The following is a 15,473-nucleotide window of genomic DNA, read 5'->3' on the forward strand; positions in this document are numbered from 1 at the left end:
AAAAAAACAACAGCTATGCTAAAATCAATGTATGCCAAAAATCGTCGATCACCATAAACAAAAACAAAAGGTCGCTCAAGCTGCAATGAGAGTGATTAAACAAGAGGGATTGGAAAGCGCTTCTGTACGAAAAATAGCAGTCGAAGCTGGAATTTCAGCCGGCTCTATGCGTCATTATTTTTCCACACAGCAAGAGTTATTTCTATTCTCTATGAATTTAATTCAAGAAAGAGTCAAGGAGCGGATTACAGGGCTTTCATTAAACGGTTCAACGGAGGAAAATGTCCTCACTTTATTGGAGCAGCTTCTTCCACTTGATGAAGAAAGAAAATTTGAAATGGAGGTGTGGCAGGCTTTTGCAGTCAAGGCGCTGACTGAACCAGATTTACAGCCGCTCAATGCAAAGATGTATGACGAGCTTTTCCAAACGGTCCAATATTGTTTAATGAAATTGAAAGAGGATGAGCTGCTGCTAAATGATATCGATCTTTTATTAGAAACCGAACGGCTTTATGCGGTCATCAATGGGCTTGCATTGAATGGAATCGTGCAGCCCGAACGTATACCGCCTCAGCTCATACGCTCCGTACTGCAGATGCACCTGCAATCCATCACAAAAAAAGACATGTCTCCTTAATTGGAGAGCATGTCTTTTTTTAATCTTCCATAAAAATACGTTTCGCTTCGTAGTAAAGCACCTGCACAAATTTCTTCACATTGATACGGGTGTGTTCTTCTCTTCCGCTCATCTCTTTCGTCAATTCACTCATTTTCTTTCGTACGATGGTGAAATCGAAAAATTTAGATGCGTAATTTTCAAACGTTGGATGGGAAAAATCGGTTAGCCCAAGTGATGCGATGTGTTTCAATGATTGATTGATCGCACGCCTTACCCGCTGTTCGGCTGCCTTTGCTTCTCTTGCGATGTCTGCCGATGTGTAGGGCTCACTTAACTTATCCTCCGTAATCCCAGTGAAAATGATTTTTAAAGAAGGAAAGGAATCATGATGATCAGCATGCAGCGCTAAATACTGGTCTGTAAACAGAATCATATCTAATAAATCTTTAGACCCCTTCTCCCCAACAATACCAAGCTCCGCCAGCAAAAACTGACCTGCCTCTGCAAGACTTTTCCCCCGCTGCTTCGTTTTCGTCTGACCGCGCTGCTGAAATTGCATGACTGATTTGAGTGAGTGCTGAATATTTTCAATTGAATGCTCTAAATGAAGACGTTCAATCATCAGATGGAGGACACTTAAGACCTCTACACGATTGATCGGCTTTGTCACATAATATTCGACGCCAAGCGTATACGCCTGTCCGATTAATTCCTTTGTTTCAACCTGTGACAGCATTAAGTATTTCCCATGAAACTCATCCTTGATCGCTCGAATCGTTTCAAGCCCGTCCCTTTCCGGCATCAATAGATCAATACATAAGATATCAATGTGCAAATCATTTAAGTAGCTGGCTGTTAACTCTGCGCCATCCTCTGCTTCCCCGGCCACAATGCCAAGCTCTTCATCTTCAATGAGCTGAGCCAGTGAAGAACGAACGGCTTCATCATCATCAACTATAAAAAATCTCATCTCCCAATCCCCTCTTTTCTACTGACTTGATCTACTGGTATCGTTAATGTGAAAATCGTTTGTTTATTTGGGATACTCTTCATCTCAACACTTCCGCCAAGCTTCTCCGCTGTATCCTTTACATAGGCAAGCCCGATACCGCTAGATGGATTCCCAGCCTGGTCGTATTTCAAAGTGAAGCCCGGTTTAAAAATCACATGATGATTACGTTCTTTTATGCCAGGGCCGTTGTCGCTGATCTGAAAAATCACGTGGTTTTCTTTCTGTGAAATAGAAAGTGACACCTCTCCATCTACAGGAATGGCTTCAACAGCGTTGGATACGATGTTATTTAACAAAGATAGAATGGTATACACGTGATAGGCGGGATGCTTCCCATCTTCATCATAATGAAAGACGATGTTTTTTTTAAGAGATTCTGCGTAATTTTCATGAATGCGAATGACAAGCCCAGCGATATGAGAAGGACTCTCATAAGCCTGGAAGTTTTCCTCATGAATCAGCTTTGATAAGGCAGAAAAAATCCGCTGGTTATCCTTTTTGATTTCATGCACCTCTCCTGCAATTTGCAAGGCGGTTTTACCGAGCTTTTTCAAATCCAATGATTCCGCATCCTTTGCGTGGTGAAGGGATTGATACAATTGATAGGATGTGGCCGTAATGTGCTCGGCATGTGCGAGTGTTTTATGGAAATATGTAGATTCTGTGTAAAGGTTGGACAGAAGCATCAGCAAATGTTCCTTTTCCTTTTTCATCTGACGCTCTCTCGCCTGCTCTTCATATAAGCGAATCATTGTATAACAAGCCAACACGAAAAAGCTTCTGAAAATCGCTAAAACAAATAATTGGAACAGCGTCCTCACCGTTAACATTTCATCCATCGTGCCTCGAAGTGCGATGATTTCAACAACGCTTGCGCACAGCTCCATGACGATGCCTGTTGCGCCAATCAGCCATGGCTGATCGCGGAAACGTCTGACCTTCAATAAATAAAAGAGTGTGCCATAGACAACATAATAAAGCAGGGAAGGAAATCTTAATGAAACTGCCTCTTCAAGCGGAAGATGCCCTGTCACAGCTGTATCAAGCAGCACGCGAAACGCAAAAACAGATATCCCAGCGATGATGCCGCTTGCCCATGCCGGAAATCTTTTCATTTGAAGCAGGATAAAGAAAAAGACAACGGTTCCAAAGCTGACCCGAAAGCTGTCCTCAAATGGATAAAATTTAAACTCTCCGCCAATCGGCGTCAGTACAATGAGCAGCACAATTAAATAAGGCTCTGTATTCAGCCATTTTTTCAGTAGATTCAAACGCAGTCACATCCCTAATAATTGACGATAGTATACTATGTGAGCTAAAGAAAAACAAACCTCCATGAAAAAGCGCACACCGGAACTTTGCCGGTGTGCGCTTCTCATGATGCCGCTTAATCTTCTAAACGATCCTTTTCTAAAAGTGATGCACCAGCAATACCTGGTTTTGTCATTTCAAAAGGATTTAAGATGACATCAAGCTCTTCCTCTGTTAACACATCATTTTGCAGACAAAGCTCACGTACAGATGCACCTGTAAGGATGGCTTCTCTTGCAATTCGTGCAGCCGCTTCATAACCAATGTGCGGGTTCACCGCCGTCATGACACCGGCACTCTTTTCTACATATTCTTTTAATCTAGATTCATCTGCTTTTAGGTCACGCAAGCAGTTGTCCACGAAGGACTCGAATACATTTTTCATCATGCTGAGAGATTGAAGCAGGTTGAACACTAACACTGGTTCCATAACGTTTAGTTCAAGCTGGCCAGCCTCTGATGCAAGACAGATTGTGTGATCGTTCCCAATAACTTGGAATGCCACTTGGTTCATGACCTCAGGCATAACTGGGTTGACTTTTCCTGGCATGATGGATGAACCTGGCTGTCTCGGCGGCAGGTGCAGCTCACCAAAGCCCGCTCTTGGACCTGAAGCCATTAGACGAATATCGTTCGCCATTTTGGACATGTTCATCATACATACTTTAAGCGCAGCCGATACTTCTGTATAAGCATCCGTATTTTGCGTTGCATCGACTAAGTCTTCAGCACCAACTAACGGTAATCCGCTAATGTCAGATAGGTAGCCAACCACTTGGCGAATATACTTAGGATCTGCATTCAATCCAGTTCCGACTGCTGTTGCACCCATATTGACTTCATATAAATGCTGTCTAGACTGCTTGATACGTTTAATATCACGAGCAAGAACTTTTGCATAAGCACTAAACTCTTGTCCAAGTCTGATTGGAACAGCGTCCTGAAGATGCGTGCGTCCCATTTTGATGACATGATCGAATTCCTGCGCTTTTTCGGTCATGACTTGATGCATGTTTTCCATCGTATAAAGTAGTTTTTCAATCATATTCAATGTTGAAATATGAATCGCTGTTGGGAAAACGTCGTTTGTTGACTGCGACATGTTCACATGCGTGTTTGGACTTAGCTCAGTATAAGCGCCTTTTTCCTTTCCTAGTAGTTCAAGCGCTCTGTTTGCAATGACTTCATTGGCATTCATATTCATTGAAGTGCCAGCCCCGCCTTGAATTGGATCGACAATAAATTGATTGTTCCATTTTCCTTCGATGACCTCATCTGCGGCTTGAACAATTTTTTCTCCAAGACCAGAATATAGTCGCTGTGTATCCATATTTGCAAGTGCGGCTGCCTTTTTGACAATCCCTAATGCTTTGATGAGTTCCTCATGAATACGGTAGCCTGTAATTGGAAAGTTCTCCACTGCACGTAATGTTTGAATTCCATAATATGCTTGAGTGTCTACTTCCTTTTCACCTAGAAAGTCTCGTTCGATTCGAACTTGCTTGTCCTGTAGCTTCGTCATTTGAAAAGATCTCCTTTTTTACGCTGCTTTTGTTTGTTGTTTTAATTCCTCAATATACTTCTTCGATTTCTCTTGATCAAATACTTTTTCCCACTTAGACATGACAATGGCTGCAAGTGAGTTACCAAATACGTTCACTGTTGTACGAACCATGTCAAGAAGTCGGTCGATCCCAACGATGAAGGCAAGTCCTTCAAGCGGCAGTCCCATGGCACCAAGAGTTGTGATGACAACAACGATCGATGCACCTGGTACACCAGCCATTCCTTTAGATGTCAGCATTAAGATTAATAGTAACGTAATTTGCTCATAGATGGAAAGCGGCATGCCGTACATTTGTGCAACAAATATCGCAGCAATGGATTGATAGATGGCACTTCCATCTAAGTTAAAGGTGTAGCCTGTTGGAATAACGAACGATGTGATCGCTTTCGGGCAGCCGAACTTCTCCATTTTGTCCATTAATCTAGGCAGTACAGCTTCTGAACTTGCTGTTGAGAATGCAAGAATGATTTCTTCTTTTAATACTTTAAATAGTGTAAAGACGCTTGTTCCAGCCATTTTCGCAATAATGCCAAGTACAACAATGACGAAGAATGCCATTGTACCGTAAACGACAAGTACCAGTTTGCCTAGCGGGAGAAGCGCTCCGACCCCGAATTTGATCACCGTCACACTGATGAGCGCGAATACACCAAATGGTGCAAACTTCATCACTTTATTGGTTACCCAGAACATGGCTTCGAGTATACCCTCAAAGAATCCTAACACTGGTTTTCCTTTGTCTCCAACTGCGGCAATTCCTAATCCGAATAAGACTGTAAAGAAGATGGTTGGTAATAGATCACCTTCTGCAATGGATTGGAAAACGTTTGTCGGTACAAGATGCACCAACGTTTCTGAGAAAGTCGCTTTTTCAGAAGAAGCCTTAGATGTCTCTTCATATTTAGAGATATCGCCTTTCTCCATGTTGCTCATATCAATTCCTGTACCAGGATGGAACAAGTTTGCTGCAAGCAGTCCAACTGCTAATGCAATCGTTGTCACAATCTCGAAGTAAAGAATGGTTTTTCCGCCGAGTCTTCCGATCGTTTTCATATCTCCAACACCTGCAACTGCTACAATCAATGCAGCAATAACAATTGGAAGAACGATCATTTTAATTAAATGGATGAATATATCGCCAATCGGCGTTAACACATTAATAACGGTTTCATTTTGATAAAACAGCGCTCCCACGACAACACCCAGAACAAGTGCAATGAGTATTTGAGAAGCTAACCCTAACTTTTTCATACGTGAACCCCCTTTTATTGATAACGCTTTCTTTGTTGCTTAATCGCATCTTAACGACGAACCTACAAAAAACGACAAAAAAGAACAAAAAGAAGTGAATTTTTTATGAAAAATCTTTAAAAAGGTGGGTTTTTCCACAATATTGTAAAAAAAAGACTTCGCTTTTGGCGAAGTCTCAGATTGTTGACAAAGGGCTAAAATGATGTTCATTTTAGCTCTTTGTCTTCTTTTCAGCGTGATAGAAAACCTTTGAAGTCTAGGAAGAACGAGCACTGGCGCGGAGCGAATTTGACATTCGTGAGCACCAGCGCGCAGGACTGCGGGCGAATGCGAGGGTTTGTCTACACGCTGAGACTTTGCTTTTGGCGAAGTCTTAATGATTTTGCATCTGTTCACTTGGTGTATGCTGATTTGGAAAAAATCCATCATAAATCGTATATCCAATGAGCACAAGAGCAACGTATAACAATGCACTAACGGTCCAAATCCATTTGACATTCATCTTCATTCTGCCACTCCCTCTCTGACTGGCTTCAATCGCTGCAATCTGAGCGCATTCAGCACAACGGACACGGAGCTAAAGGCCATTGCTGCTCCTGCAAGCCATGGTGCAAGGAAACCAAATGCAGCGATCGGTATCCCAATACAGTTATAGGCAAGCGCCCAAAATAGGTTTTGTTTAATGTTTCTCATTGTTTTTTTACTAAATTCCAGCGCATCTGCAATGGCATGGAGATCTCCCGTCATGAGCGTAATATCTGCTGCTTCCATGGCAACATCTGTCCCTGTCCCCACAGCCATCCCAATATTCGCTGTTGCAAGAGCTGGGGCATCATTGATACCGTCTCCGACCATGGCGACTTTCTTTCCCTGTTCCTGAAGCACTGCAATGTGAGCCGCTTTTTCTTCAGGCAGCACTTCAGCAATGACATGATCAATGCCCGCCTGTTTCGCAATCGCCTCTGCTGTAAGTTTATTATCACCTGTCATCATCACAACGTGAATCCCCTGCTCTTTCAGACGAGCGATGGCTTGAGGAGAGGATGATTTGATCGTATCTGCCACTGCTACAATGCCGGCGACTTCGCCGTCAATCGCAACAAGCATAGCCGTTTTTCCTTGCTCCTCCAGCTTTGTGACAGATGCTTCTATTTGCTCATATTGGATATGATGTTTCTGTAATAGCTTCCGTGTACCAATGAATAGCTTGTGCCCAGCGGCTATTGCTTCAATTCCATTACCTGGATCTGCTTGGAAGGCTTCAATTTCGACTGCTTCAAGACCTTGTTCTTTCATACCGTCTGTGATCGCCCGGGCAAGCGGGTGTTCCGACTGCTGTTCTGCCGATCCTGCTAGCTGAAGCAGCGTATCTTCTGTCCAGTTGGCATATGCCAGTACATCTGTCAGACTAGGCTCTCCTTTTGTTACAGTCCCTGTTTTATCTAACACGACCGTGTCGAGTGATTGAGTCACTTCTAAATGCTCTCCGCCTTTAAACAGAATGCCTGATTCAGCCGCACGGCCGCTGCCAGCCATAATAGAGGTTGGTGTCGCAAGGCCGAGCGCACACGGACATGCAATGACAATGACGGCTATAAAGGTTTCAAGTGCAGACGTCACATTTCCTGGGTCAACAAAGAAAAACCATATGAGGAATGTGAGCACAGCAATTCCAACAACAATGGGAACAAATATTCCTGATATTTGATCTGCCATTCTTTGAATTGGTGCTTTTGAGCCCTGCGCTTGTTCTACGACTCGGATAATCTGTGAAAGAGCAGTCTCTTTCCCGACTTTAGTCGCTTTTATTTTGATGAATCCATTTTTATTGATCGTTGCCCCGATGACCATATCTCCTGCTGTTTTATCAACAGGCAGACTTTCTCCTGTAATCATGGACTCATCTATTGCGGTTGTCCCCTCTATGATCTCCCCATCTACCGGCACTTTTTCCCCGGGTTTGACAAACACAAGGTCATTCACTTTCACGTCTGAAATAGGCACAGTCATCTGTTTGCCATCTCGCTCGATAACCGCTTCTTTCGCTTGTAAGCCCATGAGCTTTTGAATCGCTTCTGATGATCTTCCTTTAGCTCTAGCTTCCATTAATTTTCCGAGCACGATTAACGTAATGAGGACAGCACTTGTTTCATAATAGAGGGCTGCCTCATGTGTGCCTTGAACCGCTGACTGAATGCTTTCATATAAACTATAGAAAAACGCGGCAGATGTCCCAAGAGCGACAAGAACATCCATATTGGCACTTTTATTTCTTAAAGCCTTATACGCCCCTACATAAAAGGGCCAGCCGACAATGAACTGCACAGGCGCTGCCAACGCCAGCTGTACCCATGGATTCATAAACGCTTCAGGCAGCCAAATAAAGGACGTAATAGAAAAATGGCTGACCATTGCCCAAAGAAGCGGCAGTGACAAAATCATCGAGAATAAAAAGCGTGCCGTTTGCTTCTCTATTGCTGCTTGGCGGTGATCTTTCTTTCCTTCCTCTGCTTGATCTGCGGCTGGTTCAATTAAAGAATACCCAATAGACTGCACCGCATCTTTTATGTCATTTGTAGACGTTTGGCCCGGATGATATGTGACCTGAAGTGTCTCAAGCGCAAAATTTACAGACCCGTGATCGACACCGTCCATTCGGTTAATTTTTTTCTCGATTCGGTTTGCACAAGCAGCACACGTCATTCCCTCTATATCAAATTCTGCTTGCTCCATCACCACATCATAGCCAAGCGATTGAACTTTTCGCTTTAAATCATCTGGTGTTATCTTCTCTGTTTCATAGACGATATGGGAAGTGTCAAGCGCCAAATTCACACTGGCATCCTCCACACCTTCCAGCCTGTTCAATCCCTTTTCGATACGGCCTGCACAAGCAGCACAGGTCATCCCCGTAATTTGAAAGTCAATTTCCTTTTTCATTGATCTCACCTCTCCACATACTCCATGGGGGTATTATTTTTTGAAAAAAATACGTGCTGTACTGCAGCACGTATACTTATTTATACGACATCATATCCCTGTTCTTCAATCACATCAGAAATACGGTGTAACGTGACTTGATCCGGATGAAATGAAACCTCCACCTGTCCTTTGTCTAAATGGACTTTCACAGATTCCACACCTGCTAATTCTCCTACATTTCCTTCGACTGCTTTCACGCAATGTCCGCAAGACATGCCCTGCACTTGAAGTGTTGCTTGTTCCACTTCTCATCGCCTCCATCAATCATTTTCTACAATTTACTATACCCTAGTAGGGTATTGATGTAAACATAAATGCTACGATTTTGTCAGTTTCGTAAAGACCGTCATTAACTCTTCAATGGCTTCATCCCCATTGCCGCTCTTGATAGCATCTGCAACACAATGATGTGTATGCTTTTCCATCAAATGAAGACTGACTTTTTTCAAAGCCGCATTGACTGCAGAGATTTGATTCACAACATCTATACAGTAACGATCGTTTTCAATCATTTGCTGGATCCCGCGAACTTGTCCTTCCACTCGTTTCAAGCGATTGATCAATTGGTCCTTTTCCTTTTCGGCTCTAGGCGAAGCCATATGTCTTTCTTCATGTTCTGTCATGTGATCACCTTTTTTTCATTATGACTTGTCTTTATCTAAATTAAAGCATATCTCCACCGAAAAAGGCAAAGATATGCTGAGCACCGCATATAAAGCTGTTTGTCCTAATTTGTTAATTGTTCGATATCCTGCAAAAGATTGACGGATTGCTGAAGCTGTTTCATCAATCCCTGCTGATCCTCCAGTATGGCGGCAACATCGATATCGCCTGCTTTCAATTGCTGTATATATGTTTGAATCTCCTCTGACAGCACTTTATTTTTTTCAATGATTTGTGCATGAAGATCTTCTGCCATTTTTGGCGCTGTGACTTCATTAAAATCTTGTATGTCTGCCTTCAACGATTCAAGCTGCTGCGTTAATTCTGCCTTTTTGGCGGCGTTTTGCACAGCTTCTTCAGCGAGCTTTGGAAATTCCTCTGTAAATTGCTGAATGTCCGTCACATAGTCATTTGCCTCAGTGACATACGTCGTTGTATCGTTGACCTGATCAAGCAAGCCGGAGCAACCGCTTAATACAAGCGTTCCGGAAAATAGACAAGCCATCACGTATTTTTTCAAGATCGATCATCCTTTCATCTGTAGGATTAAAAGCATCATTTGTTCCGCTTCCCTATCACACAGATGCAAAAAGACCTTAAAAATAGCCAGACCTTTGCCTCATGTGTGATAGGCAAAGGTCTGGCTAACATTGTTCATGCCGGAATGGCCGAGAAACAACGAATGTTTCTGTAGTGACGACCAAAACCGTAAAAGCTACTCCCCTTTAGGAAACCGTTCAAATGTTATGTTTATCATATCGAATGTCAGGACAACAGTCAATGAGGAAGATCCTGCTCTTGATACAGCACATGGCCCTTACCAGTGGATGCATAAATCCGGTTCCGTCCTTGGCGTTTTGACATATACAAGGCCTGATCCGCTTCAAATAGAAGTGTCTCTAATACACAAGGATCATTGGCTGTGTGAGCAATTCCAAAGCTCGCTGTCACTCGCACTTTTTCCTTATCATTCGTAAAGAAACTTGCTTCAAACGAATGTCTTATTTGTTCCGCGATATGACATGCCTCTTTAAATGACTGATGAGGCAGACAAATGGCAAACTCTTCTCCCCCATATCGTCCAAATAAATCATCCATTTGTAAATGCTCCTGACAAATAGAGACAACATGACGCAGCGCTTCATCCCCGATATGATGTCCGTGTGTGTCATTGATTTGTTTAAAGAAATCAATATCAAACAGCATAACAGCGGTATCCTGCGCATCCTCTTCAAGGATCAACTGCGTTCGTTCGATGAAAGAAGATCGATTGAAAATATTCGTCAAACCATCGATATACGCACGACGCTCCAGCTCTTCCTGCAGCAAACGCTGCTCTGTAACATCACTGATCACTATTTGCCTGCCCTCAATCTCTCCTCTTCTATTAAATAGAGAGGAAGCGGTCAGATGATAATAATAGGACTGGTCTTTTTCTTTTTTCCACATTAAATCATATTGCGAATGATCCTGCGGAGAGCGCAGCCATTGAATGAACGCTGAATCTTTGATGATTGCTGAGAAAATATCGTCGATCTTATAGCCAATTCCCTTTTTATTCGCAAGTGCTGGAATGATCGATGCAGCAGCGGGATTGTAATCAATGAGTGTCCGATATCGATCTAAAATCAAAACCCCTTCAGACATATGCTCAAACACACGCTCCATTGCAATGGGAGACAGCTTAAACAGCTGGAACGACATAATTGCCCATAAATAGAGTGCGTTGGTAATAAACATCACCACAGGAACCGGATCAATATGTAGGGGTGTAACGCCTAATAAATAAATAAAAGAAGTCAAAATTGGTAAGGACATTCCCACTAACAGTATCAGAATCTGCTTTAAATATTCTTTTTTTGTGACACGTAAAAACCAAAGCAGCATAAAAATAGCAAGCATCGAACAGCCAAACGTATAAACGCCATGAATGATATACCAATAGCCAATCGTAAAATCAGCCAATAAAAACCCATCTACTGGATTCATCGTGATGCTTCGATAAAAGAGTGAATGTAAAGAGTTGGTGAACACCATAATGGTTGTGAGAGTTGGAATCAATAAGATGAGAAGCACGCGGCGCTTTGTGAAATATTGATGGAACCCCGTAAATTGCAGCACAATCAGCAGACTGAGCGGTGCGATAAACGGAAGACCTATGTATTGAAAACAAACCCAGAACATGATTTCTTCAGGGGTACGAGCCAATAATTCAAACGTATGCCCAAAGATATAAATCGCAGTTGCTCCAGACATGTACATAAACAATTGACAGCCAATATACCGGTGGCGGTTCGCATGAGCAATGATTGATAATATCACGGACAGAATGCCAGAAACACTCATGATCACAATAAAATGTAAAACAATCGAATCCATGTAAACGCCCCAATTTCAGTTATTTAGAACTAGTCTAATCTTACTATATATGAGGAAGTCAAAAATGGGAAGATGTGATTTTGAATTGGTTGGAGGTTTTTTGTAAAATTTCAGGCGTTATCTGTTTGTGATCCCTTATATTTTCACTACTTTTTGCTTAATTTGAGGGAGAAGTATGTTGCGTCTGGAGAAATATCTGTACAATGTGGAGATCAATGGAGAGGAGACTCGAAAGGAATATGACTTTTTGGATGATTATGACGGGGCTGTATATGTTGATTCTTTTAGAAAAACCGTTTGAAAAAAGAAGTTCTGGATTGTTATTTTTGATCAGTTATTTACTGCTGATTGCGGTTTATGTGATTCAGACAACGTTTGTAGAACTTGTGCCGGATGGATTTTTGTTGATGATTGCGGTGGTTGTCGTTTTTCCTTTGTTTGTTCGGTTGGTGCAGTCTTCTCAAAGGAGTATTTAACTTCACTCCATAAAAAACCTCTACTTGTTTCTATACCAAGTAGAGGTAATCATCTGATTTAAATTTATTTACTCGTAAATACTTTCTTCACAACCCGCTCACTTGCCCTACCATCTTCTAATGAACAGAATCTTTCATGGAATACATCATATTTTTCCTTGTAAGCATCTTTTACGCTTTCGATGTTTTGTATGCTATTTAGAACTTCTTCAGACGTATACAATAATGGACCTGGTAGATCTTTTTCAACATCTATATAAAAACCTCTCAGCACATCTTTGTATTTATCAATATCATACGTAAAGAAAAGAATTGGCTGCCTTAAGTTTGCAAAATCAAAGAATACAGACGAGTAATCAGTGATTAGGATGTCGCTTGAAATATATAAATCATTTATATCGTTATATTTGGAATAATCAAAGGCAAATCCTTCAAATCCAGTTAAATCAATATTATCTGAAATAAAATAGTGCATCCGTAATATAATGACATATTCTTCGCCTAACTTTTCTTTTAGTAAATTTAAATCTAAGGTAAGATTAAATTTATACTGACCTGCTTTATGAAATTCATCATCTCTCCATGTTGGTGCATATAAAATAACTTTTTTATCAGCAGGTATACCAAGTTTCGATTTAATTTTGACTTTATCCTCATCAGTAAAGTTTTTCAAAATATCATTTCTTGGATATCCATAAGTTAATATTTTTTCTTTCGGATACATAAATGCACTTTCAAAGATTTTTTCGGAATATCGGTTTGCTGCAATTAAGTAATCCCATTTACGTGACTGCAAGTAAAATTCTTTTTTATAATCGGGATTAGCAGATACTACATTTTCCATATCAAATACTAATTTCTTCAGTGGTGTTCCATGCCAAGTGGATAAAATAATTTGTTCATCTTTTTTATAAAGCCACTTTGGCTGTCTCATGTTTAAAACAAAGTATTTGGCGACGGTGACATAATAAAAATATTTCCAGCTAAATCGCTTAATCACTTTGACGTTCTTATGCCGAAATTCTTCTTCATTTGATACCATTTCTTTATCATTAAGAATCCAAACATGCTTCCATTTGTTTGGTTCATTTTTCAGCAAATATTTAAAAATCGCTTTTGGACTATCCGAGTAGTTTCTTCCTAAAAAGCTTTCATAAACAATTGTGTGGTGTTTGATAGGTAATCTAGAAAAAAACATTTGTTGAACTGTTCTTTGTCTCGCTCTCTTCTTTTTCGGTTTTATACTCTGATATAGAGTATAATAAAGAACGCGTTTTTTACTTAGACGATATGCCTTATTGTAATTCCCATTCTTAATAGCATCAATCTCTTTTGTATGTCTTCTCTTCAATTTGAATGGATTTGACTCTGCATTCAAAATGGTTTGAAAGTACTGATAAATAGGCGTTAATCGTTCAGTTCCTACTTTAAATATTGGGCTTTTTACAACTTTATACAAATATTGACTAATTGCTTCAACCTTTACTTGCTTAACCAAAGCCAAATCATCACATTGTTCAATTGACTTACTTAATGTTCGAAACAATTCTTCGAATCGATGATCATGATCTTCTTGAGAAAGTGATGCATAATTGATAGGATCATTATGAATCAGCTTATAGTATAAGCAAATTGAAGTCTCCAAAATAGAGAAAGCATCTTGGTAAATTTTCATTAAGAAAGGAATATCACTATACAATGGTGCGCTTTCATCAAACTGTATTTGTTTGTTCAGCAAATATTTTTTTTGCACAACGAATCCGTGTGATTTAAATTGGTAGGATATCTTTTTAAAGAATTTTTCTTTTGCAATTTCATGATAATGTGCCGAAACCACATTCTCCTCAAAAAGCATTTGCATGACTTTGTTTTCATCCGCATTAACATTTAATTTTTTCAAAACATGGCTTAAATTATCTAAAGTATCATGCTGATACAAGGCCTGCTTCTTTTCTTTTAATGTTGTTTTTCTATCTACGATTGTCTTTTTAACTTTTAGTTTGAATACATTCACTTGTTCTTGATCAATAATTTGCTTCGCATATATAAGTGCATTAGGATGTAAGAAATCATCTGCATCTAAAAACAAGATGTATTCTCCTTGGGCTTCTAATATGCCTTTATTTCTACTAATGCCTGGATTAGTATGAAGTCCCATATTGATGGTTCTATAGTTAAAGGAATAAGACTCTAATATTTCTTCTAAATGTTGACTATCTTGATGAATAAAAAGCACTTCGAAATCTTTAAAAATTTGATCATCTAAACTTTTGATGCAGTTATCAGTATACTTTTTATTGGTATCCTTATAAGGAATAACAATAGTAAATAACATAAGATCCCTCTTCCGAATTTTGTATAAAAATATAATGATGTTTCAATTTCTCCATCACTTAAGTTAAATTCAAAAACAATAAATATTATAACAAAAACATGTTTTTATTCAAAAAAAAGATTCGTCTATAAAGACGACTCAATAGAATAATTTGTTGATTTAATAATGCCTTACCTTTTCACTTCTATGATACAACAATTTATCATACTTAACATAAAAAAACCACATTTCTTACCGACTTGAAATAAAAATAACAAGAATACATTTTGCATTCTTACTTTTGCTAATATAATCTTATAAAAAATAAAAAAATGACGCTATAACAAGCGTCATTTTTAATTATTCATGTTTCCAGACCCGCATCAAGGGCTTTCAAACTCTTGATACGGCTGCATTCTAAAAGTTTTGATGGAGACGGTGGGAGTCGAACCCACGTCCAGAGACATCGATTACTTAAGCGTCTACGAGCGTAGTCAACATATTTACGTGTTCACTCATCCTCATGCCTGCTGACGGGCGCTTGGAGAGCTAGTCTGATGAATCTCTTCTTACGTCCTCAGGCGGAAACGTAAGCGTAGCCTACTTCATTGGGCTCCTCACAGACACATAGGCGATGTCAGGAAGAGCTCGCTGCGCTTATTAGGCAGCTAGTGCTAAGTTTTGGTTAAAACTTTTAGTTTTGCCAGTTACATTTAAGTGCGTGTTAACGAGATCGCCTCTCGGCTCGCAGCCTAAGCTCGAACCATCCCTGTCGAATCCGTAACGTCCCCTTGTAAAAGGGATATACGGGATGGAAACGTTCAGCTTAACTGCTTCCGTATATAACTATTATAACAATCTCATCGCTCGAAACAACTGGTGGTTTCTGTCAAAACAGC

At 40.3% G+C, this 15,473-nt stretch carries 13 protein-coding genes and 1 other RNA gene; 2 read left to right on the forward strand and 12 right to left on the reverse strand.

Annotated elements, in window-relative coordinates; genetic code table 11:
- Window positions 1–31 precede the first annotated feature (31 nt).
- The gene (locus NSQ25_RS15445) at window positions 32–637 is read left to right on the forward strand and encodes a TetR/AcrR family transcriptional regulator (protein WP_041115663.1); all 606 of its coding nucleotides are present in this window, start codon (window positions 32–34) and stop codon (window positions 635–637) included.
- A 19-nt stretch (window positions 638–656) separates the two neighbouring features.
- Here the strand turns inward: NSQ25_RS15445 and NSQ25_RS15450 are convergent, their stop codons facing one another.
- The 10 genes from NSQ25_RS15450 to NSQ25_RS15495 form a co-directional block, all read right to left on the reverse strand.
- Window positions 657–1,589 (reverse strand): response regulator, encoded by a 933-nt coding sequence (locus tag NSQ25_RS15450; protein ID WP_034280916.1) that lies wholly within the window; start codon window positions 1,587–1,589, stop codon window positions 657–659.
- Window positions 1,586–2,902 (reverse strand): sensor histidine kinase, encoded by a 1,317-nt coding sequence (locus NSQ25_RS15455; RefSeq protein WP_034280917.1) that lies wholly within the window; start codon window positions 2,900–2,902, stop codon window positions 1,586–1,588. Before NSQ25_RS15455 ends, NSQ25_RS15450 begins: the two co-directional genes overlap by 4 nt.
- Window positions 2,903–3,018: 116 nt before the next feature.
- Entirely contained in the window at window positions 3,019–4,464 is a 1,446-nt protein-coding gene (gene aspA / locus NSQ25_RS15460) for an aspartate ammonia-lyase (RefSeq protein ID WP_024426050.1), read from the reverse strand.
- An 18-nt stretch (window positions 4,465–4,482) separates the two neighbouring features.
- Window positions 4,483–5,760: a cation:dicarboxylase symporter family transporter gene (locus NSQ25_RS15465; RefSeq protein WP_024426051.1), complete on the reverse strand. Its 1,278-nt coding sequence runs from the start codon at window positions 5,758–5,760 to the stop codon at window positions 4,483–4,485.
- A 373-nt stretch (window positions 5,761–6,133) separates the two neighbouring features.
- Window positions 6,134–6,268, reverse strand: coding sequence for a hypothetical protein (locus tag NSQ25_RS15470; protein ID WP_326135810.1), 135 nt, complete (start codon window positions 6,266–6,268; stop codon window positions 6,134–6,136).
- Entirely contained in the window at window positions 6,265–8,700 is a 2,436-nt protein-coding gene (locus NSQ25_RS15475; protein WP_326135811.1) for a heavy metal translocating P-type ATPase, read from the reverse strand. The genes NSQ25_RS15470 and NSQ25_RS15475 overlap by 4 nt, the downstream gene beginning before the upstream one ends.
- 80 nt (window positions 8,701–8,780) lie before the next feature.
- Window positions 8,781–8,987 carry a copper chaperone CopZ gene (copZ, locus tag NSQ25_RS15480; protein WP_024423475.1) on the reverse strand — a complete coding sequence of 69 codons (207 nt, stop codon included), beginning with the start codon at window positions 8,985–8,987 and terminating at the stop codon, window positions 8,781–8,783.
- 72 nt (window positions 8,988–9,059) lie between these two features.
- Window positions 9,060–9,365 (reverse strand): metal-sensing transcriptional repressor, encoded by a 306-nt coding sequence (locus tag NSQ25_RS15485; protein WP_012011272.1) that lies wholly within the window; start codon window positions 9,363–9,365, stop codon window positions 9,060–9,062.
- Window positions 9,366–9,469: 104 nt separating this feature from the next.
- A complete protein-coding gene (locus NSQ25_RS15490) occupies window positions 9,470–9,925 on the reverse strand; it encodes a DUF6376 family protein (RefSeq protein WP_034280921.1) in 456 nt (151 codons plus the stop codon).
- A 257-nt stretch (window positions 9,926–10,182) separates the two neighbouring features.
- A complete protein-coding gene (locus tag NSQ25_RS15495) occupies window positions 10,183–11,784 on the reverse strand; it encodes a histidine kinase N-terminal 7TM domain-containing protein (protein WP_070326024.1) in 1,602 nt (533 codons plus the stop codon).
- Between the two features lie 239 nt (window positions 11,785–12,023).
- On the opposite strand from NSQ25_RS15495, the gene NSQ25_RS15500 reads away from it, so the two are divergent.
- On the forward strand, window positions 12,024–12,260 hold the full coding sequence (locus NSQ25_RS15500; protein ID WP_326135813.1) for a hypothetical protein: 237 nt from the start codon (window positions 12,024–12,026) through the stop codon (window positions 12,258–12,260).
- Between the two features lie 64 nt (window positions 12,261–12,324).
- Here the strand turns inward: NSQ25_RS15500 and NSQ25_RS15505 are convergent, their stop codons facing one another.
- A complete protein-coding gene (locus NSQ25_RS15505; RefSeq protein WP_120207691.1) occupies window positions 12,325–14,595 on the reverse strand; it encodes a CDP-glycerol:glycerophosphate glycerophosphotransferase in 2,271 nt (756 codons plus the stop codon).
- 406 nt (window positions 14,596–15,001) lie between these two features.
- Window positions 15,002–15,365: a transfer-messenger RNA gene (gene ssrA, locus NSQ25_RS15510) on the reverse strand.
- Window positions 15,366–15,473: the final 108 nt, after the last annotated feature.

It is taken from the genome of Bacillus sp. FSL R5-0512 (genome assembly GCF_038593295.1).
Classification (GTDB): Bacteria; Bacillota; Bacilli; order Bacillales; family Bacillaceae; genus Bacillus; species Bacillus safensis.